Source organism: Parvibaculum sp. (genome assembly GCF_049672805.1).
Taxonomy (GTDB): Bacteria; Pseudomonadota; Alphaproteobacteria; order Parvibaculales; family Parvibaculaceae; genus Parvibaculum.
This window is the reverse complement of sequence record NZ_JBATWS010000205.1, coordinates 1-2,405: the sequence shown is the minus strand read 5'-3', so window position 1 is coordinate 2,405 and position 2,405 is coordinate 1. Positions and strand designations below refer to the sequence as shown.

The 2,405-nt window shown below is 58.6% G+C and carries 4 protein-coding genes; all 4 read right to left on the bottom strand.

Translation table 11 applies throughout. The annotated features are described in order from the left end of the window. Positions 1–46 precede the first annotated feature (46 nt). The gene (locus tag WBF74_RS06565) at positions 47–262 is read right to left on the bottom strand and encodes a hypothetical protein (protein ID WP_424437001.1); all 216 of its coding nucleotides are present in this window, start codon (positions 260–262) and stop codon (positions 47–49) included. A 3-nt stretch (positions 263–265) separates the two neighbouring features. Further along, positions 266–1,249 carry a hypothetical protein gene (locus tag WBF74_RS06560; protein ID WP_424436998.1) on the bottom strand — a complete coding sequence of 328 codons (984 nt, stop codon included), beginning with the start codon at positions 1,247–1,249 and terminating at the stop codon, positions 266–268. A 15-nt stretch (positions 1,250–1,264) separates the two neighbouring features. Continuing rightward, the gene (locus WBF74_RS06555) at positions 1,265–1,660 is read right to left on the bottom strand and encodes a hypothetical protein (RefSeq protein ID WP_424436995.1); all 396 of its coding nucleotides are present in this window, start codon (positions 1,658–1,660) and stop codon (positions 1,265–1,267) included. A gap of 3 nt (positions 1,661–1,663) precedes the next feature. After that, positions 1,664–2,405, bottom strand: a 742-nt coding sequence (locus tag WBF74_RS06550) for a hypothetical protein (protein ID WP_424436992.1), incomplete at its 5' end; no start/stop codon positions are given.

Genomic DNA, 2,405 nt, shown 5'->3' with positions numbered 1-2,405 from the left:
CAACAAAACCCATTCCGGCCCCCGGTCGCGCAGGAGAAACTGCTATTTAATCGACACGATCAAAGTCGCGCTTGAACTCTGCCGCCGTCCCCTCCCAGGTGCGGCCTTCGGTGGTGGCGCGATGTGTCTTCCCGTAGGGGTTGTGCGGGTCAACGCTCAGGGAGTAGAGAGCGCCATCGCGGGCGTAGACGTAAAAGACGTCTTTGGGCGCATCCTTGGGAGGGTCGGCGGGCGGGGTGATGGAGGTCTTGTCCTTGCTCATAGCTTAAGCGTACTGGGTAGCGATCAGCGTACCGGCGTTGGCGTTGAAGATCGTCGGATTACCCGACACCTTGCCGCGAACGACCTGCTGATCCTTCGGTTTGTCCTCGTAGGTTTCGCCGACGTAGAGGCCGTACGATTCCCAATAGGCGGTTGCGCCGACACCGTCAAGAATTGGAATCCCCGCATCGCCAGCGACATTCTTGTACCCGGCGCGACCGACCCAGATGTAGCTATTCGACCAAATGCGGGTGAGGGTCTTTTTGCCCTTCGGCGCGCTGTTGTACATGGCGCGGCCAACCTTGACTTTGACCTGGTAGCCCTGCCTGTTAATGGCGTTTTCCAGAGAGGTAGCGGTGACTTCCGACCCGGGCGCAAGCTGACCTGCGACCCATTCCTTGACTAGCTTGCCCTGAGAGCAGCGCTCCAGAACCAGCGCAGGAATGATGACCGTGTCAGGCTCTTCCCCGGCGTCCCGCACCCGATTAAGGGCGGCAAGGATGTCAGCGACCAGCGAGATGGTGTCGATCAAGGCATCGGTGTAGGCAACTTTGGAGTTCTCCGCTGTGCCGAAGTTTGCGGTCGAGAAGATCGTCAGGGCCGTCTGGTACTCCAGCGTGAGCGAAAGCATGTTCTGCCCAAGCTGGCGGGCGTAGAACGTCTCAAGGCTGAACAGATGGGCGTAGTCCATCTCATCCTCCAACGGGATGCCGATCTCCTGACCGCGAATCGCCGGGTTGAGGATGAACTCCCCGATGGTTGCAGTCATGCGCGGATAATCCACGCCGGATGCTTTGAGCCCTTCGATGATCCGATTCAGTTCCGCGCCCGCAATAGTGAGCTTTGGAAGGTGCGCGGTGCGTTTATTGAGGCCGAGCGGAGGAAGGACGTCCTGCCAGATCAGTTGAGTATTGAGGCTTGCCCCCTCAACGATCGCAGCGGAAATCTCATCCCGTGGCGCGGCGGAAATGTTTGAACGAAATGCCATAATGTAAAACTGTGGTTAGCCGCCAGAAACGGTGACAGCGGTAAGCGCGGTTCCGATGTAGGTGACAACGTCGCCGTCGAGCGTGGCGTGTTCCGAAATGCCCACCAGCGGAGCGTTCGCGCCCTGCGTAGTGGAGACTTTGCCGCCAGCAGCGGCGTAGAGGTTAAGGCCGGGGGAGGCGATAGCCCCTGAGGCAATGCCTTGCTGATGCCCGGGCGCGTTGGTGAACCGGGCTGCGCCTGCGTCATTGGCTGCAATGGGCTGGTCGGTGACCGCGTCGCCGAATTCAGTCAGGCCGCAGACGACATGCTTGCCGTCCGTGCCGAGCTTGACGCGGAGATAGGCATCAACAGCCGATGCGCCGACCGTGATCGTTCGGGAGCCGCCTTCAATTCTGGTATAGTTGACCATGGATTAGTTGCCCCCTTTCTCAAGGCTGATGCGGTGCTCGTTGTAGAGATCCGGGTATTTCAAGACAGCGGCTTGACCGGGATTCTTCACGCCGAGCTTGACCATCTCTTCGACCTTCGCTTCAAACTTCGTCATGCCTTTGCGCTGGCCGTCCTGCTCGGAAGGCTCCTTGTTCTTTCTCATGCCGATGGTCGAGGCAAACTTGGTGACGGCGTCGGCGGCTGCCTTGGCGGCGAGCTTGGCAAGCTTCTCTTCTTCCTTCTTTTCGTCGCTCTCAAGGTTTTCTTCCGGCTTCTCTTCCGGTTCGGCTTCTTCGAGCTTCTTCAAGCGCTCTTCGATGGGGGCGATGGCACCAGCAACAGCGGTGCCGACAATTTCAGCGATTTTTTCTTCGTCCATTTCTTTAGGTGCGGTGTCAACCGATAGTAGGCCGTTAGCGTTTGCGGCGGGGCTTGGGACCAACGCGATAGCGTCGATTTCAGCGCACCGGTAAAGCTGACGTTTGGTGTTGGGTATTTTTTCGTTTTCCCCGAAAGTCTCGACCGAAAGGCCGAAGTTCTTCGGCATCTTGGTAGCGACTTCGAGAATGTGAGCGCGCTGGGGGTGACTATCGAGCAGGTAGGCGTCGCCGCGCAGGTGGTCGCCTTCAATGCGGAAATCTTTCACAACGCCGACGATCTCGGAGAAGCCGGAATCGTGGTTAATGACGAGCTTCACGCCTTCGTCGCCCTTAGCAGCACAGGCA

Bases quoted from the DNA above. Each gene is read 5' to 3' on its own strand.
- WBF74_RS06565 (WP_424437001.1), bottom strand. From the start codon at position 262: ATGAGCAAGGACAAGACCTCCATCACCCCGCCCGCCGACCCTCCCAAG.
- WBF74_RS06555 (WP_424436995.1), bottom strand. From the start codon at position 1,660: ATGGTCAACTATACCAGAATTGAAGGCGGCTCCCGAACGATCACGGTC.
- WBF74_RS06560 (WP_424436998.1), bottom strand. From the start codon at position 1,249: ATGGCATTTCGTTCAAACATTTCCGCCGCGCCACGGGATGAGATTTCC.